This window comes from Agrobacterium sp. CFBP2214, from assembly GCF_030209895.1.
Classification (GTDB): domain Bacteria; phylum Pseudomonadota; class Alphaproteobacteria; order Rhizobiales; family Rhizobiaceae; genus Agrobacterium; species Agrobacterium radiobacter.
On sequence record NZ_JARVRC010000004.1, the window covers coordinates 95,563 to 112,373 of the forward strand.

At 61.1% G+C, this 16,811-nt stretch carries 12 protein-coding genes; 3 read left to right on the forward strand and 9 right to left on the reverse strand.

What is annotated here, in order from left to right; all coding sequences use genetic code 11:
• The first annotated feature begins 11 nt into the window (after positions 1 to 11).
• Together QRN60_RS13010 and QRN60_RS13015 are read left to right on the forward strand one after the other, a co-directional pair.
• A complete protein-coding gene (locus QRN60_RS13010; RefSeq protein ID WP_111834955.1) occupies positions 12 to 1,622 on the forward strand; it encodes an FGGY-family carbohydrate kinase in 1,611 nt (536 codons plus the stop codon).
• A 56-nt stretch (positions 1,623 to 1,678) separates the two neighbouring features.
• Positions 1,679 to 2,404, forward strand: a complete 726-nt coding sequence (locus tag QRN60_RS13015; RefSeq protein WP_003504515.1) for an SDR family oxidoreductase — start codon at positions 1,679 to 1,681, stop codon at positions 2,402 to 2,404.
• Positions 2,405 to 2,508: 104 nt separating this feature from the next.
• Here the strand turns inward: QRN60_RS13015 and proP are convergent, their stop codons facing one another.
• The gene (proP, locus tag QRN60_RS13020; RefSeq protein WP_162695595.1) at positions 2,509 to 4,029 is read right to left on the reverse strand and encodes a glycine betaine/L-proline transporter ProP; all 1,521 of its coding nucleotides are present in this window, start codon (positions 4,027 to 4,029) and stop codon (positions 2,509 to 2,511) included.
• Positions 4,030 to 4,195: 166 nt separating this feature from the next.
• Complete coding sequence (locus tag QRN60_RS13025) at positions 4,196 to 4,492, reverse strand: PRC-barrel domain-containing protein (protein WP_003504518.1); 297 nt, start codon at positions 4,490 to 4,492, stop codon at positions 4,196 to 4,198.
• A 276-nt stretch (positions 4,493 to 4,768) separates the two neighbouring features.
• Between QRN60_RS13025 and QRN60_RS13030 the strand changes: the two genes are divergently transcribed.
• Positions 4,769 to 5,905, forward strand: coding sequence for a polysaccharide biosynthesis/export family protein (locus QRN60_RS13030; RefSeq protein WP_111792887.1), 1,137 nt, complete (start codon positions 4,769 to 4,771; stop codon positions 5,903 to 5,905).
• A gap of 10 nt (positions 5,906 to 5,915) precedes the next feature.
• Here QRN60_RS13030 and QRN60_RS13035 read toward each other — a convergent pair whose 3' ends face one another.
• From QRN60_RS13035 to tssG, 7 genes are all read right to left on the reverse strand, one after another.
• Positions 5,916 to 6,812 carry a protein kinase domain-containing protein gene (locus QRN60_RS13035; protein ID WP_111792888.1) on the reverse strand — a complete coding sequence of 299 codons (897 nt, stop codon included), beginning with the start codon at positions 6,810 to 6,812 and terminating at the stop codon, positions 5,916 to 5,918.
• Positions 6,799 to 8,199, reverse strand: coding sequence for a type VI secretion system-associated protein TagF (gene tagF / locus QRN60_RS13040; RefSeq protein WP_111792889.1), 1,401 nt, complete (start codon positions 8,197 to 8,199; stop codon positions 6,799 to 6,801). The genes QRN60_RS13035 and tagF overlap by 14 nt, the downstream gene beginning before the upstream one ends.
• Positions 8,200 to 8,283: 84 nt before the next feature.
• Positions 8,284 to 11,763, reverse strand: coding sequence for a type VI secretion system membrane subunit TssM (gene tssM / locus QRN60_RS13045; RefSeq protein WP_111792890.1), 3,480 nt, complete (start codon positions 11,761 to 11,763; stop codon positions 8,284 to 8,286).
• Entirely contained in the window at positions 11,760 to 13,262 is a 1,503-nt protein-coding gene (tssL, locus tag QRN60_RS13050) for a type VI secretion system protein TssL, long form (protein WP_111792891.1), read from the reverse strand. Before tssL ends, tssM begins: the two co-directional genes overlap by 4 nt.
• Positions 13,259 to 14,599, reverse strand: coding sequence for a type VI secretion system baseplate subunit TssK (gene tssK / locus QRN60_RS13055; protein ID WP_020811182.1), 1,341 nt, complete (start codon positions 14,597 to 14,599; stop codon positions 13,259 to 13,261). The genes tssL and tssK overlap by 4 nt, the downstream gene beginning before the upstream one ends.
• A complete protein-coding gene (locus tag QRN60_RS13060; RefSeq protein WP_162690426.1) occupies positions 14,589 to 15,794 on the reverse strand; it encodes a type VI secretion system-associated FHA domain protein in 1,206 nt (401 codons plus the stop codon). The genes tssK and QRN60_RS13060 overlap by 11 nt, the downstream gene beginning before the upstream one ends.
• Before the next feature lie 4 nt (positions 15,795 to 15,798).
• On the reverse strand, positions 15,799 to 16,803 hold the full coding sequence (tssG, locus tag QRN60_RS13065; RefSeq protein WP_111792892.1) for a type VI secretion system baseplate subunit TssG: 1,005 nt from the start codon (positions 16,801 to 16,803) through the stop codon (positions 15,799 to 15,801).
• Between the last annotated feature and the right edge of the window lie 8 nt (positions 16,804 to 16,811).

Consider the following 16,811-nt stretch of genomic DNA (forward strand, 5'->3'; position numbering starts at 1 on the left):
GAGTATCGTAAATGGCTTCCTATCTTGTTGGCGTCGATGTCGGGACCGGCTCGGCGCGGGCCGGTGTCTTTGATGTCGCGGGCAAGCTTCTCGCCACCGCCAAGCGCCCGATCACCATGCACCGCGAAGATGGGGGCATTGCCGAACAATCGAGTGGTGAGGTGTGGCAGGCCGTTTGCGAAAGTGTGCGGGAAAGCGTGTCACGCGCCGGTATCAATCCGGCTGAGGTTGCCGGCATCGGTTTCGACGCGACCTGTTCGCTTGTCGTGCGTGGTGCTGATGACGAGACTTTGCCGGTCGGCGCTACCGATCATCCCGAACGTGATATCATCGTCTGGATGGATCACCGCGCGGTCGAACAGGCGGAGCGCATCAATGCGGGCGAGCATGCCGTCCTGAAATATGTCGGCGGGCGTATTTCCCCGGAAATGCAGACGCCGAAGCTGCTGTGGCTCAGCGAAAACAGGCCGGAAATCTACGCCCGGGCCGAGCACTTCTTCGACCTGACGGATTTTCTGACATGGAAGGCTTCCGGCGCGCTTGATCGCTCCGCCTGCACGGTCACCTGCAAATGGACCTATCTCGCCCATGAGAACCGTTGGGATGCGGACTATTTCACCCGCATCGGGCTTGGTGATCTCGCGGAGCAGGGCTTCCGCCGCATCGGTGAAAGCGTCGTTCACCCCGGCACGGCGCTGGGCAAGGGTCTCACCGAAGACGCTGCAAAAGCCATGGGGCTGGTTGCAGGCACCGCCGTTGCCGCAGGCCTGATTGACGCCCATGCCGGCGGCGTTGGCACGGTGGCAGCGGGTGGCGACGCCTCGCGATGCCTCGGTTATGTCTTCGGCACTTCCTCCTGCACCATGACCACCACAGCCGAGCCCGCCTTTGTGCCTGGCGTCTGGGGTCCCTATTATTCCGCCATGGTTCCCGGCGCATGGCTCAATGAAGGCGGTCAGTCCGCCGCCGGCGCGGCCATCGATTACCTGGTGCAATTGCACCCGGCCTCTGCCGAGGCGAAGGCGCTTGCCGAGAAGGATGGCAAAGCCTTGCCGGTCTGGCTTGCCGACCGCGCCCTCGGCCTTGCCGCTTCCGTTTCCGCCGCAGCTGAGATCGCCGAGGATTTTCATGTGGTGCCGGAATTTCTCGGTAACCGCGCGCCCTTCGCCGATCCGCATGCCCGCGCGGTCATTGCCGGTTACGGCATGGAGACGGGCGTGGATTCTCTCGTCGCGCTTTATGTGGCGGGGCTTCTCGGCCTCGGTTATGGGCTTCGCCAGATTATCGAGACGCAGGCCCGCAACGGCGCGCCTGTGGAAACGATCAGCGTCAGCGGTGGGGCGGGTGCTCATCCGCTTGCCCGGCAATTGCTGGCGGATGCGACCGGCCTTCCGGTTGAACTGACCGAATGCGAGGAGCCGGTGCTGCTCGGTTCGGCTATGCTGGGTGCCGTTGCTGCGGGAACCTATCCCGACCTCATCGCCGCCATGCCAGCGATGTCGCGTATCGCCAGCTGCGCGACACCCGATCCTGATTTTCAAAAGGTTCATCAGGGGCGTTACGACGCGTTTCTTGCGCTGCAGAATGCGGCACGCGCCATTCGTTCCGCCAGCCATTCCTGAAACGCGTCACAAGCTTAGATCATCCGGCCGTATCGGCCGCAAATAACGAGGGTTCCATGCAGTTTTCCGGAAAATCCGTCATCATCACCGGCGCAGGAAAAGGTATCGGCCGCGCCTGTGCGCAGCTGATGGCCGCGCGCGGTGCGGAAGTGGTGGCGATCAGCCGCACGCAATCAGATCTCGACAGCCTGAAAAGCGAAATCGGCGGACGTTCGATCCGTGTCGATCTTGCCGATGTCGCCGCCACCCGCGCCGCCATGGCGGAAGCTGGCCCCTGCGATTTCCTGATCAACAGCGCCGGCATCAACGTGCTGGAAAGCGTGCTCGACATGAGCGATGCGGGTTATGAGGCCGTGCTGGGCATCAACCTGCGCGCGGCCCTCGTCACCTGCCAGGAATTTGCCCGCGCCCGCATCGCAAATGGCGGCGGTGGCGCCATCGTCAACATCACGTCTATCGCCGGCCATCGCGGTTTTCAGGATCACCTGTGTTATGCAGCGTCCAAGGCAGGGCTTGAAGGCGCAACACGCGTTCTCGCCAAGGAACTCGGCCCCCACGGTATCCGCGTCAACGCGGTTGCGCCGACCATCACGTTGACCGAACTCGCTGCCGAAGCCTGGAACGACCCCGCAAAGAGCCAGCCGATGATGGTTCGTCATCCGCTTAACCGTTTTGCCGAAGCGGAAGAGGTGGCGCAGAGCATCGCGCTGCTGCTCTCGGACGACAGCAAGATGATTTCCGGCGCCGTCTTGCCCGTCGATGGCGGTTTCCTCGCCGTTTGAGACAGGCAACGGCGGATATCAAGGCGCATTGCTGAAAACCATCAAACCTGATGCGCGGGGTGCAAGATGCACCGCCGCGCATTTTATTTTTTGACGCGCAGTTGTCAGTTCAGGTCCGGATGGCGGCCAACGAGTTCCTCGCGTTTCGCCTGCAGGGTTTTCTTCTGCTCCTCCAGCTTGACGAGTTCCTCGTCGATCTCCTCGACACTTTTTTCGATGTGGAGATATTGCTCGGCAAGAAGCGATTTTGCTTCCTTCCGGCTGGAGGCATTCGGCGTATCGCCATAGAGCGGCCGGTTGGCCGTTTCCTTCAGGAAGAAGGTCGTGACGATGCCGAAGACGGCTGCGACCATGAGGTAATAGGCGGGCATGTAGATGTTTTCGGTCACCTCCACCAGCCAGGCGGTTACCGTTGGTGTCAGCCCCGCGACGATGATCGAGATATTAAAGGCGATTGCCAAAGCGCTGTAGCGGATGCGGGCCGGGAAGAGGGCGGGTAAGGTGGAGGCCATGATGCCGATCAGGCAATTGAGTGCGACTGCGAGAATGAGCAGCCCGAAGAAGATCTGCACCACCTGACCGCTGGCAATGAAATGAAAGGCCGGCAGCGAGAAAAAAAGGATCGCCGTGCTGCCGACGGCGAGAAACGGCCTGCGGCCGATCCGGTCGCTCAGCAAGCCGATCGCCGGCTGGACGAACAGCATGCCGACCATGACAGCGATGATGATGAGAACGCCGTGATCCTCACTGTAATTCAGCGTTTTCGACAGATAGGTCGGCATGTAGGTCAGCAGCATGTAATAGGTCACGTTGGTGACGAGAACCATGCCGATGCAGATTGCCAGGGATCGGGTATGCTCTCTGGCGATTTCCGCGATCGGCACCATCGGCCGCTCCTTGAGCGACTGGCGGTCCTCTTCTTCAGCGCGCTGCAGCCGTTCGGTGAAAGCCGGGGTCTCTTCCGCGGCGTGGCGGAGATAAAGGCCGATGAGCCCGAGCGGTGCGGCAAGGAAGAAGGGTATGCGCCAGCCCCAATCTAGGAACTTTCCTTCCCCCATGGCGCTACTGAGCAGCACGACGAAGCCCGCGCCAAGCACGAAGCCGGCAATTGAGCCGAAATCGAGCCAGCTGCCGAGGAAGCCGCGTTTGCGGTCCGGCGCATATTCCGCCACGAAGATCGCCGCGCCGGTATATTCGCCGCCTACGGAAAAGCCCTGTGCGAGCTTGCAGAGCAGCAGGAGGACGGGCGCCCAGATGCCTATCGTCGCATATCCCGGAATGAGGCCGATGCAGAAGGTGCTGGCCGCCATAATGATGATGGTGAGCGAAAGGACTTTCTGGCGTCCGAACTTGTCACCCATCGCGCCGAAAAAAATGCCACCGAGAGGACGAATGAGAAACGGCACCGAAAATGTCGCCAGTGCCGCCACGGTCTGAACGGCGGGAGCCGCCTCGGGAAAGAAGACCTTGCCGACGGCGTAAGCGACAAAACCGTAAACGCCGAAATCAAACCACTCCATGGCGTTGCCAAGGGCTGCGGCCGTTACGGCCTTTTTGACCTTTTCGTCATCGATGACGGTCACGTCGTCAATGCTCAGCGGGCTGGCCTGAACCTGATTGTGCAATTGTTATCCCCTTGAATGCCTTGCGATCAATTATCGCGCGCCATGAAAATGCCTGACATGCGCAAGCGTTCCATTTGCCGACCGAAGGGGAGTGTTGCGGGGAGCGGCCCATATAAACGAACGCCCGGCACATGGCCGGGCGCTTCTGAAGTCTGCTGGGACAGGCTTAGTGACGATGTTCGGGCATGTCCTTCAGCTGGTCCTTGGTCCACGAGGTAACGGCATGGACGTCGCCATCCTCGTCGCGCATGAAATCAAGGTCGCTGATCGGCACTGCAACGGGCTTTGCGCCAATGCCGAGAAAACCGCCGACATCGATGATGGCTGTCGTGTTGGCGCCGACACCGTGCACATGGTCAACTTTACCGACCTTGTGATCATCCGCGCCATAAACGGTGGCGCCTTCCAGAACGGATGGCGTGAGTTCGGTTTCAGCCAGACGGACGTGATTGCTGTGGTCCATTGTTCTTCCTCCTGTCTTGGGTTTGCACAAAACAAACTCCCGCACCGCAAAACCGTTCCATCCAAAATCCCCCATGCTGGCGAGCGCGGGACCGCTGCCTATTTCTCATCGGTACATTGTTGGGGTTTGCTTTTGGGCGCTTCCGAAAAGGTTGCGGAATGGTCACACCTTTTCTTTGGAAGACAAGTTTTCGCTAAATTGCAACCGCTAAAGTTGTTGCGATGATGTGTCGGGATGTTATCTCTGCGTCAGGTTGAATCATCGAGGGGATGAGGGATGAAAAAGTTGGGTGCGGTTTTGCTGGTGGCGCTTTTGAGCGCATGTGCAAAGCCATCTGACGGACCGACCGCAGGCAATATCCGATCTGCGACTTTCCCACGAACCAACGAAAAAATCCCCGTCATCGAACTGGCGAATGCACCGGCGGCCACGGTTTCCGCCGGAAGCCTGCAGGGCGCCTCCGGGCCTGGCCTTACCGCGCTTCGCAACACCGGTTACAACGCCCAGAGATTGCGGCGCGGCGACGTGATCGACATCACCGTGCTGGATACGGGAGAAGACGGACTTTTCTCCCCGACGCAAAGCAAGACGCTCAATCTTGGCCGCTTTACAGTGGACCAGAGCGGATCGGTGAATATTCCCTTCGTCGGCAAACAGCGGGTGGTGGATTCGACGCCTGAGGGGCTGCAATCGCAGGTCGTCGCCGGGCTCAAGGGATCGGCCGTGAACCCGCAGGCCGTCGTCACCGTCGTTGACAAGCCGACGAGCGCCGTCATGCTCAGCGGTGCGGTGAAGAACCCCGGCAAAATAACGCTCACCGCCCGGCAGGAGCGGGTGCTCGATGCCCTCAATCAGGCCGGCGGCCCGACTGTCGCGCCGGGCGCTGCGACGGTCACCGTTGTTCGCGGCTCGCACAGGGCCAGCGCGCCGCTTGATCGCGTCATGCGGGAAGACCGCCAGAATATCCGACTTTCGCCGGATGACCAGATCATGATCGATGGCGATGCGGCGAGTTACACGGCGCTCGGCGCCTTCAAGAGCGCCGGCGAATTCCAGTTCGAAGCCGGAAAACTCACCCTGGCGCAGGCTGTCGGCCGCGCCGGCGGGTTGCTGGATGACCGTGCGGACGCGCGCAATGTCTATGTCTTCCGCAACGAGATTATTCAGGTGCCGTCTGCAACGGCACCGGGCGCGAAAGGCCCGGTCGCGACAGCCACGACCATGCGGCCGGTAATCTATCACGTCAATATGCGCGACGCTTCCAGCATTGCCCTCATGCAGCTTTTCCAGATGCAGAAGGGTGATGTGCTTTATGCCAGCAACGCGCCGCTGGTGGATTCGGCCAAGCTCCTGACCGTGTTCCAGAAGAGCGTGCCGACGGCGGCAGCACCGCTTCCCGGCAGCGGCAACTGACGATTGGGCGCTACAGAAGCTGCAGCGCTTCCATCGCGGATTGCGGACGCAAAGCGGGATTGTCATGGCAACAGGCGTCCGCAAAATCCGCCAAGCTTTGCGTGACCTGCTTCCCGTCTGCCCCGGCGAGCCGCCGGGCAAGCCGTCCCACTGAAAATATATCCTGATCCGGCTTTGCCGCTGCGTCCCGCATCCGTTCCGGCGCCGCAAATTCGCGCGAGGCGGCGAAGCTCATGCCTCGTTCCGCATGTCTTTGGCCGATCTCCAGCGTAATACCGAAATCGCCAAGCCTACCTGTTTCGAAATCGCCGTCCTCCAGAAAAATATTGGCTGGCGTGACATCGCAGTGGATATAACCCCGTGCATGCATGGCGCTTAGCCCTTCCAGCAGGCGGCGAAGGATTGTGACCGTATGCGATGCGGTAACCGGCCGCAGCGATGCCAATGACCGCGGCAGCCATGGTTGCAACAGACCCGGCCGGCCATCGGGCAGTCTCAGCAGCGCCGATGTTTCCACCAGGCACGGATGGCGCAGTGTCAGTCCGACCTGTGCCTCCTCCCGCAATCTTTGCAGTAGCGCCGCGTCGTTTCTCAACGCTGGTGGCACGGTCTTCAGCGCATGAAGGGTGCCGAGATCGCGGTGCCGCACTTGCAGCAGCAGCGTGTTTTCGCTTTCGTAGGCAATCCGTTCAAGGGAAAAACTGTCGGCAATCCAGTCGGGTTTTGCCTCGGAAAAATGCGAGACTTTCCGATCCAGCGCGTTCCTGATCTGGTCGATCAGATCCTTCCGGTCTTCGGCCGACCTCTCCTCAGTGCCATCGTGGCGGATGCTTTCCCACAGATCGGAAAAGCGCTCGGCGACCTGCGGATAGGCAGGCCCATCGCCCGGTTGTTTACCCTTGCTCAAGCCGGTTTCCAATCACGATGGCGCTGACATTCTCGCGTGCGTCTTCGATCAGCGCTTCCTGGATCAGGGCGCTGGCGCAGTCCTTGATCGGGGTGTTGCCGACAATCTCGGCAATGGCGCGCTCCTTCAGGATTTGCACCAGCGGATAGCTGCACAGGAGCAGCCTGTCCTGCGAACTCCACTCTTCCCCGACGATATCCGGCCGGAATTGCTGGGAAAGGCCGACACATTGCGCGAGCTGCTTTTTCATGCCGACAACGACGTGATCGCGCGAAAGCTGGTGCATGGTTCCGTTTTTCAGGAGATAGGCACGCGCGTCGCCAGACCACAACACGCTCAGCCTGCGGCCGAAAATGGAGGCTATGATAACGCTCGCCATCGGCCTGCCGTCGGCGCCCATGGCCTGTCGGGACAGAAGCAGGCTGTTGACCGTGCCGAGCTTCCCCCTGATCTGCTGCGCCATCACTTCGGGATTTTCGGCGTCCGGCGTCTCGGCAAGAATATTCGTGACCAGACGCGCCGCTTCCACGGCGCTGTGCGTGTCCCCCTGTCCATCCGCTATGGCGAAGAGGGCAGGCGTCTGGGAAACGAAGAGCGAATCCGCATTCAGGGAGAGCCGTGTTCCCGGGTGCGTGGCATAGCTGTAGATAACCGGCGTGGGCTGTTCGGCTGAGGGCGCGGGCGAAATAGTGGGTGGGGTTTTCTGTCTCGCACTCTCCGGCGCCTGCGCAGGTGCTGAACCTTCCTCATCGCCCTTGCCTGCCATGTCGCTGAAGAGGCGCAGGAAATCGGAAGCTTTGGGTTTGCCGTCAAATTTGAGGCCGCGTGCACGGCGGTTGACGGGATCGATGCGCCACCAGAGGCTCGTCGGTACACGGTTACGCACCATGTCCGGTGCATCATCCTCTTCCCGTGGCTTCGGCGGGCGCAGTTTTTTGACGGAGGCGTTGAACCGGGACATGTCGAAATCACCCGTCATGGATGTTTCGGCCAGCGCCTCGGCGGCCATGAACCAGGTGTCGTCGAGATAGAGCGTTCTTGGATGTTTCCGGAAGTTATTGAGCTGGGCAACGATGGCAAGCGGATATTTTCGCCCCACCCGGTCTGCACTGGGCACCAGCACGCCGGCATAGGCGGAGTTTCCCCATATGCCGCTTTCGATGATGAAACGTATGGGAGGCGATGACGCGAATATTTCGGACCATCGGCCCGCGAACGTGTCCGCGCAGGCGTGCAGGCCGGATCTCATCCAGTCATCAAACGTCCCGATCAACTCTCGTTCAAGCCCGTCGGAGATGAAGTCGCCATGGCTGGGTACCTTGCCGAAGAAACCGATACGGTCGCTTTCCGCTGCGGTTTCCGCGGGCCTCGATGCCTGATTGGCCATTAGTTGTTATTGACCGTGGTGCTTTTCGTCGTTGCTTTCATCATAGATCCCCTCCGGTAAAAAAAACGCTGCGCCGCCCCGCCGCTAAAACTGCGCGGGGCAGGCAAAGCCGGCGATGGCGTCCAGCCTGAATGGGTTGAGAACCGAGCCGAACTGAATATCGAATTCGGCAGCCTGAGCACCATTCTCAAATCGCACCCGCAGCAGATCACCCGACTGGTTTTCGATGTCGGCGCCGTCAAACAGCCGGAATGGCGACCAGTCGCCGTTTTCGGTCTTCGCCTGCTGCCAGCCGCCCGGCTGGAAAGCGATGCGCGACAGGCTGGCCGTGTTTTCGCGCGACGGCCAGGTAATCGATTTCGCCTGAATGGGGCCGTGATAATAAACGACCCGCTCACCCTCGATTTCCAGCATGACGGCACTGGAGGCATTGGTGAGCGAAACGGGTTTGACATTGATCGACACCGCCGGCGTCTCGCTGCCATTCGGGAAGAAGGCGCGCGAAATCTTGTCGGCATTTTCGAACTGGGCAATGGCGCTGCTGGGAATGCCTGCGGCGCCGAAGGTGCCTTTCCAGCTCCAGGGGTTGGTTGTCCTGTCGACAAACGGCTCCAGTCGCTGTTTGAAGAAGCTCTGGAAAACACCCGTTGGCCCGAAGAGACGGGTGAAATCCGCGATGGCGACATCGCGGGAGGATGACCTGTCAAAAGGATAACGGCCCGTCACGATGGAAGAGCACAGGGATGCCGCATCGGCTGCCCAGAGTTCGGCAATGCGGCTGCGTGCGGATTTGACCGCAAGCGAACCGACATCCGCCGCCACGCCCGCCACCCACACATCCAGCGGCGCCGGCAAATCGCGGGCCTGCTGCAACAGATCCTGATTTGCTTTGGTAAGCTGGCTATCCACGTCGAACACCTTGGCGACTTCGTCGGAGGTGGTTGCCGAGCGGGCAAGCTGCTCGTTCAGCATCTTGAAATGCGCGAGCAACTGTTCCGATGGCGAACCCCCGGCCTTGCCGCCATTGGCCTGCTCGCCTGCTGCGGCCGCGCCTTTCGCCGCCAGCATGTCCCGCAGTCTCGCATAGGGATCGGCCGCGTTCACCGTGGCGGCCAGAACGGCTGCGGTTGCGTCGCCTTCCGCGGTGGAGGCGAGGGTGGCCGGGTTTGCTCCGGGACGTAGATCGGTCGCATCCGCGATCGATCTGGCAGCTTCCACCACGATATTGCGCTCATTGGCAAGTGCGCGGGTCGTTTCCACCGCGTCGCCAAGGGTCTGGGACGATTTGACCCGAAGGTCGGCCAGCGTATCGGCCCATTTTTTCTCGAAACGGTCGAAATAGATTTGCAGTGCAGCCTGCGCCACCTGCTCGACCGTTGCGCCACGGAGTGCATCATCGGAACCGCGCACCCACCCTTCGGAAAGTGCGATGCGCGCCGCATGGGCCACCTGTGGAATGACGACGCTGCGATATCCTTCCGCCGTGAAAAGACCTTCGATGCCTTCCGCCATCGGCACCTTGCTGCGGCGCTCGAAGGCACGCTCGCCAAGCGGGCCGAAAGCCGTGGCGGGTGTCCATTCCATCAGTTCCCGCGCCTGCGGAAGACCGGCGAGAATATCATAGGCACGCGTGCCGACAGCCTGGTCGCGGATGGTTTCGCGGGCGGTGGCGATGAGCCGCGCATCGAGCTCGATCGGGGCGAGTACGCCATTCGCCAGCGCTTTCGCGTGCTGGTCGAGCGCTTCTCTCGCCGCCGCTCGTCCGTCGCCGGGGTAGAGGGATGCGAACATCTGATGCGTCTGCACGGTCAGGAAATCGGGGTCCAGCGCACCCATGCCGCCGAGCATTCCATAGAGCTTCAGTGAATTGAAGGTGCGCGTGACATCCTTTTCGTCCTTCAGCTGCTTCTGCAGCTGCACGATCATGCGTGGCAGGAGCAGGGCGTTGAGCGCGCGCTGATAGGCGTCGCGCTGCCGTCCGGCGATCTTGTCTTCCTGATCGAGGCCGAAGCTGACGTTCCACACTCTCTCGCGGGCAAAGCCGGAATTGACATCGCGCAGATTGTCGAGCGCCGGAAGGATGCGGAGAAAATCGGCGTCGGAAACATCGCGCACGGGAATGCCCTGAACGAGCTGTTCATAAGCGCCAAGTTTGCGATCGGCTTCCGCCAGCGCCTGCGTATTGGCGAAATAGGTGAAAATCCAGCCGGTGAAGACAATGGCGACTGCAATGGCGGATACGCCATAGGCGATGCGCCGCACCAGCAATTGCCGTCCGGAAAGGCGCTTGTCGCGCATCACCAGTGCGGCTTCTGGGAAGATGACGTCCTTGAACAGCCGCGACAGGAAATAGCTTCGGCGGGCTCTGGACGCTGCGGGCGATCTTTCCGTTTCCGGCTGCGTTCCCGAAGCGAGATAAACGCCACGCAAAAGTGGGGCTTCGATGAGGGGAGAACTTGCGCAAAGTTCGCTCAGCGCCTCATGGAGCCGGTCTTTCAGCCGCGCGAGTTCGGCGGGAAAGCGGAAGATGCGCCCGCGCGTTTCGGCATTCTGCTCCTGCTGCAGGCGCTCGATCAGCATCGCATCGACGCGCTGTTGCAGCAGTTCGAATTCTTCCGTCAGGCGTTGCGGCAGGTTCTCGGCGGAGTAGCTCTCATCCAGCTTGAAGGTGGTGCCCCATACCTGCTGGCGATCGGTCTTGTTGAAACCGTCGAAGAATTCCACGAAACCATGCAGCAGATCGGCCTTGGTAAGGACGATGTAGACCGGAACGCGGGCGTGAAGATATTCATCCAGTTCCGAAAGCCGCCGGCGAATGGAGCGCAGTTCCTGCCTTTGCTCCTCGGGGTCGCGGGTCAGAAGATCGGGGATCGACAATGTCACCAGCGCGCCATTGATCGGCTGCGAGCGGCGATAACGTCTCAGAAGGCCGAGGAATCCTTCCCAGCCAGCCTTCGATGAGCCATCAAGGTCGTCCTGCGTGGTGTAACGGCCGGCGGTGTCGATCAATATCGCCTCGTCGGCGAACCACCAGTTGCAGTTACGCGTGCCGCCGATGCCCTTTACCGCGTTTTCGCCAAGCGCATCGCCAAGCGGAAATTGCAGGCCGGAATTGGTGAGCGCTGTCGTCTTGCCGGAGCCCGGTGCGCCGAAGATCACGTACCAGGGCAGGTCGTAAATATAACCGAAGCGCTTTTTCGTGACCCGCCGCAGCAGCGCCAGCGCTTCCTTGAGGCGCGTCTGGATTTCGCCGACTTCGGCCTGGCGGTTGGCCAGGGCTTCGCGCTCGATACTGTCGACAAGTTCCTTGTCCTGCTTGCGACCGCGATAAAAGGTGACGACGATATAGACCAGCCATATCGCCAGAATGATGCCGATGGCGATGAGCCGGGCCTGTGTCGTTCCCAAAGGCTTGAAATCGCCCAGCGCGACCAGATAGCCGTAAAACCAGATGACGATACAGAGCGCGACCGCCCATAACAGCGACAGGAAACGGCGGCCGATGAGAGCCGCATAGCTCTCGACATAGGATCGGATCGTATAAAAATAGCTCAATGGATTCATGGCTGGGCCTCTTGCGGCTGCTGTCCCGAACTGTTCTGGATGGTCGGCGAGAGAATGCCGGCGTCGCTCAGTTTTTCATCGGGATTGGTCAGGACCATGATTTCCGTTCTGCGGTTTATCTGGCGGCCTTCCTCCGTCTTGTTGTCGGCGATGGGGTCGCTGTCGGCCCGGCCTTCGGTCAGGATCGCTTCCGGGCCGGTGAATTGGGAAAGAATGTCCCCGACCGCCTTGGCGCGCGCTTCGGAAAGGTGCCAGTTCGATGGAAACTCCACCGTCTTGATCGGCACGGTGTCGGTATAACCGATGACAACGGCGCGGAATTTCTCAGCCGCAAGCGCGCCGCCGATGCGCTGGATGAGGTCGCGGAACTGCGGGCTGACATCGGCGCTGCCGGTGGAGAACAGGCCCGAATTGTTGATGCGGACGCGCAGCCGACCGTTCACATCCGCAAGCGTGACAAGCTTCTTTTCGACTTCCGGCTGAAGGAAGGCCATCAGCTTTTCAAGCCGGGATGGTTGCCGCGGCTCCGTCTTCGGCGGTTCCACGACCTTGGGCGTTTCGACCTGCGCCGGCGGTTGTGGCGGCGGGCTTGCGATCAGCACGCTCGGTGTTTCGTTCGGCGGCAGATGGGCGAGCCTCTCGAAGGTGACATCGGAGGCGTTGTTGAGCGACAGCGTGAAGAAGAGATAACCAAGCGCAAAGGCAAGCGCCATCAGGGACAGCAAGGTCCACAACGCTGCCATCGTGCGCAATGGCGTATGCCGTGCATCGACGCCTTTCCAGTGTGGCGAAAGCTCCCGCTCGAAAGTGCCGTATTGGCCGATCAGCGTCTTGTAGAGGCTGTCGCGGATGCGCGAGAGCTCCAGCGTACCCTTTGGCGAAACGCGGGTGCGTCCTTCGAAAGCCAGCGACAGGCACAGATAGATCAGCAGCAGCAGATCCTTGTTGGCGCCGGGCGACTGGTGGAAATGGTCGAGAATGTCGAAAACCCGGTCGCCGCCGGTGACATCATTGTGGAAGGTGGAGACGAGGCCGGAGCGCGCCCAGCCTGCCCGCACGCCCCAGGGCTTGCTCAGAACGACATCATCCACCGTGGCGCAGACGACATAATGCGCCGCCCTTGCCCGCTCGGGGCTGATGCGGGCGGAAGCGAGGTCGCGCTCGTAGCGGGTGATCGCTTCAACGCAGGCGCGGCGAAGCTGGTCGGAATCCGGCTCGGCATCGCTGAAGCGCAGGAGATGCGCGAGGTTGAGAAGGGGGGCGGCCGATTGCACGAGCGTCGGCACATCGCCGCCGCCGAAATGAAAACCGGAGAGCAGCTGATCGACCGGCATGGCGGCAGCGCTTCCCTTGGGTCGCCCGGCCGGCTCGTCGGCCTCGACAATGTCTTCCAGGATCGCCGCCATGTTGCGAGCGTTCTGGTTGCGTCGGCGGCTTTCTTCGGTGATTTCGACCACCGTCGGCAAATCCTGCCAGGAGGAGGGCTTTTCCTTGCTCATTCGCGTAACGCCCACATTTCCATCTCAAGCCCGGGAAACTCGCCTGCCAGATGCAGGGCGATAGCGCCTGATGTATCAAGCTGCTTCCAGAGTGGTGATTGCGTGTCGATCTCGAAATAGACAGTGCCGGATCGATAGGGCAATTGCCGCGGCAGAACCGGCAGGGAGCGCACGGGAATGCCCGGCAGCGCCACGTTGACCAGTTCGGAAATCCGCTCCACCGGCCCAACCTTGATCTGAGCCGGCAGACGGCGGCGAATGTCCTCGGCGGCTATGTCCGCGCGCACGGCAAGCACGAAACCGGCATCGCGCAGAAGCGTGCGGTCGTGGATGGTGCCGACGCGGACGCCGTGGCGGCGTTCCACCAGTTCGATTGCCACAGCCGCCTGTTCCAGAACCGCTGACAACGATGTGCGCAGATCATCAAAAACCGCACCGAAGGTGGCCTTCAAATCTTCGTGCCGATAGGGCGGGAAATCCGTCGCCCGTTTTTTGTCCGTGGTGAAGGTGGCGAGTTCGCCGGCAAGCTGGATGCAGTCTTCGTAAAAGCGGATGGGGTGAAAACGCGTGGCGTTGGCGCAGCGGTGCGCCAGCAGCGGATCGGCGCGGTTGAGGATCTGCAGCAGGAAATAATCGCCCACTTCCGCGGTTCCCCGGATCGTCGGGTCGCCGATGCGTTCGGCAATCGCCTGCGCACGGTGGCGCACGATCCCGAGAAGTTCCGTCAGCAATTCGTTGAGGCGGGGTGCCGCCGCGCAGCTGAGGCTCGGAGGAATGAAATCCGGGTCCAGAATGACCGCGCGGTCGGAGCGGACCTCGATGACCCGTGCCAGCCCGATGAGATCATAACCGGAAAGATCGTCGCCGGTCTTGAGGAATTTCAGGCTAAGACGGCCGACATCGATGGGGGCCACGAAATCCGTCTCGATATTGGTGTCGGAGACCTCATAGCTGGAAGCGGTGAAGCGCACATTATTCGCATCTTTGCGGCCGCTGGCGGACATGTCCGCCTTGCCCGGCTGCCGGGCCGGCAGGGCGAGATAGATGAAGGCGTTCTTCACGCTTTCGTCGAGATCGAGTGGCGGCGGCAAGTCGGAATCTTCAGGCGCTTCGAAGGGCGTTCCATCGGGAAGGACGCCACGCAGGTTCGACAGGGCGAATTGCCCTATCGACAATGCGCTGCGGTCCACGCCGATTTCGGCGATGCCCCAGGGGTAAGGCGAGAGGTTGCGCGTGGTGTTGCGCACAAGGCGTTCGGTCCAGCGGTCGGATTGCTGAAAATGCTGGACGCGAAGAAACATGCCCTCGCTCCAGGCAACACGGTTCTCATGTCTCATTGTGGTTGTTTACCCCCTTTGCATCGGCCGCAATCGCGTCAGGTTCCGGTGTAGGCGCGGTCTCACCGCGCGCTGCCCGCTGCAGGAACTGTCTGATCGGTAATGGACGGCCGTTTTCCTCAAATTGCTTTTTGTACGTGGACCAGTAATCGGTCTTCATGATCAGGCCCTGCCAGTCCCTGCGGCCGATTTTCGCCCGGAGATCGTTGCCGGCATCGACGGAGGTTTCGAAAAGCCTTGGCTCGAGCTTTTGCGTGCAGTTATGGATCAAGGTTTCAAGAGAGGCGGCGAGACGCCGCTGCTGGCGGATGAGCATTTCCACCCGCTCGGTCAGGGAGGCTGACGAACCGTGGCCGGCGCGCTCGCTTTCAATGTCGAGAATGGCCAGACAATCGGCGCTTTCCCGCTCCAGCGCGGTCAGAAGATCGCCGATCTCCTGGGCGGTCGAAACATCAGCAGTTGATGCTTTCTCCAGGGTCAGCTCTTCGCTTGCCTCCGGAAAAACACTGTCAAAATCTTCGCTACTTACGGCCGAAACCGGGCGTGAGATCATGACCGGCGTGTTCAGTGCGTCGGTATGTTCGTGCTCGCTGCTCGCAACCGGCTCCTCGTCCCAGTTGTCAGGCAGAACGGTGCCGATTCCGCGCGCCGAGGGCGGCTCGCTCCAGCCTATCTCGACATTTCGCGAAATGGATTTTGCCTTCCGGTTCGCGCCCTCGCGCCATGTTTCGGACCAGTCATCGGGCGAAGCGGTGTTGCCCATCACACCGCCGGCCGAACGGCCGTTCGGGGCGATGTCGGCAAGGATCGCCGAAATGGTCAGCGGCTCGTCACTCATACGCAGGGATGCGTCGGGATCGGAAAAATCCAGCTCGGCATCACCGCTGATGGCAACCTGAAAAATCTGCCCGCCAATATTGATTTGCGAACCGTCCCGGAGACGCGCGCTTTCACCTTCGAGCAGCAGGCGGCCATCGACCAGCGTGCCGTTCGCGCTCTGGTCAAGGATCGTAAAACCTTCACCATCGCGGCTGAGCGTGCAGTGCTGCTTGGAAACGCGCCGCTCATTGTCGTCGATCTGCCAGTCGCAATCGCCAGATCGGCCGATGACGCGGCGGCCGCGCTCAAAGCTCCATGGATTGGCTCTTGCGGCTCCGATATTTTGTGTGCCCCTGAGTGCAAGCTTCATATCCATGCCCTCACGCGGAAATCGCCGAGCCTTCCGGCTCGGTCACCACAGCATCGGCGCTGTCTTTTTGGGCGGGCGCCACACGAGCCCAGCTGTTCCAGCCGAGACGGGCGGGAGCATCGGACTGGCCGAGGCGGCAAAAGGGAATGTCCTCCTTTTTCAGGATCACCTGCACATCGAAATGCAATGCGCTTCCAACGAACAGGCGCGTCAGCGAAAATATCTCCGCAAGCCGCTTCGATCCGGGCGTCAGGGCCAGATAATCCGCATAGGCGACAGGACCGATCACGACCCGGAAACCGCCGCTCATATCTTCGACAGCGCTTCCCGCCGTCGCGTTCTGTCCGAGCCTCAGTCCGGATGCCTGCCCGAGCTGGCTTTGTTCATGAAGCGGCAAAGCCACCCACCGCCGGCGAAACTGTTCGACATTGACCGGAAGTCCCGTGAATTCGCAAAGCATTGATGTCAGGGCGGAAACGTTGCGATTGCGGCCGGCCAAAAGGCCGCTGAAACGCAGGAGCGCATCTTCGCTCACGCCTGCCTTCTCGACCAGACCTGCAGTGCGAAAACCGGTGAGCGCGAGCAGGGTTTTATGGAAACCATTCTCCCGCTGCTCGACCGACCAGCGCAGGCCCCTTGCGAGGCGGTATTTTTCCGTCGCGGATACGAATAATTCGCTGAACCTTGCCGCGAACAGATTGAAGAAGCTTGCCAGCGCGCCGGAGCGATTGCGTTCCTCCCGCTGCAGCAATTCGCCATAGGCCGGCGGCAGCGAACCGAGCGGCCCGACGATGGGCGCGAAAGCGGATTTCAGTTCGGCCTGGCCGCGTTTGTGGTTGAAACCGCTGATCGCCAGCGGGGTCGGTTGTGTTCCGCCATGGGCACCGATGACGATCCCGTCATCCGCGGAAACGAGTTGGGCGACGCGAAACGCAGTGGCGGGCTCAAAACGGCCGGGATCGTCGCTGAGAAGCGCCGCCTGCCGGTCTTTCATGGTTGGCGTTTGCTGTTCCATCCCGGTCT